Below are 990 nucleotides of genomic sequence, written 5' to 3' on the forward strand. Positions count from 1 at the left end.
CCAGCCGCATCTACAACGGCAACACTGAGCACGACTGACGGTAATGAGTACCTATCTTTAACTGCAATGATGCTACCAACTAATGATGGCTTTGTAGGCTTAAACAGCTGGAAAATCCCAACAGAAGCGGGTACTTACACAATTAATTTAAATGCTTACGATGCAGGCACAGAACAAAACAATGAGCTTGTAGTTGAAGGCTCTGGCGCACCAGGTACTCCGGGTATTCCTGCTGCTCCAGGTGGCGACGCTGGCACTGGCGGTACAGGTGTATTAAGTGGTGATACAAACACTAACATTCATATTCACCCGGGTAGCTTAGGTGATGACGATTTAGAAGCGGGTAATAGCGATTTAAGTAATACAGTACACAGATGGTTAAACCCAGTAGCACAATTAACCGTTACAGTTAAGTAGGAGCATGATTATGTCATCTGCTAACAACCTTAAAAAAAGTCTACTAGTGCTTGCACTTGCAACCACACTTGCAGCGTGTAGCGATAATGATAACGACCCAGTTGTTGAAGAGCCGGTCGTTGTTGAGCCAATTGTTGTAGAACCTGTGATCAGTGAGTTTACTATTACTTTTAGTAACTTAACTGCAGGACAGCCTTTGTCACCACTCTCTGTCATTGCTTTTGAAGATGAAGCACCTTGGACCTTCGGTACAACAGCTTCTGTTGGCTTAGAAATGCTTGCAGAAAGCGGTGCAAATGAAGAATACCTCAGCTACGAAAGTGCACTTGCTGCAGTTTCAGCTGAAGGCGCTATTGGCCCTGGTGAAACCACCACAGTAATCATTACTGTTGAAGAGCAAGAAACGCTTAATTTGTCATTTGCTGCCATGCTTGGGAATACAAATGATGCTTTTACCGGTCTTAGTTCTTTAGATGTATCAACATTAGAAGTTGGCGGTTCGTTATCACGCACTACGACTGCTTATGATGCGGGTACGGAAGCAAATACAGAAACAGCTGAAACTGTGCCAGG

At 44.2% G+C, this 990-nt stretch carries 2 protein-coding genes; both read left to right on the top strand.

What is annotated here, in order from left to right; translation table 11 throughout:
• A partial coding sequence (locus L652_RS0103100; RefSeq protein ID WP_024594881.1) for a spondin domain-containing protein occupies positions 1-417 on the top strand: 417 nt, incomplete at its 5' end.
• 10 nt (positions 418-427) lie between these two features.
• Positions 428-990: spondin domain-containing protein (locus L652_RS0103105; protein WP_024594880.1), on the top strand; the 563-nt coding region annotated here is incomplete at its 3' end.

Source organism: Pseudoalteromonas sp. TB25, from assembly GCF_000497995.1.
GTDB classification, from domain to species: Bacteria; Pseudomonadota; Gammaproteobacteria; order Enterobacterales; family Alteromonadaceae; genus Pseudoalteromonas; species Pseudoalteromonas distincta.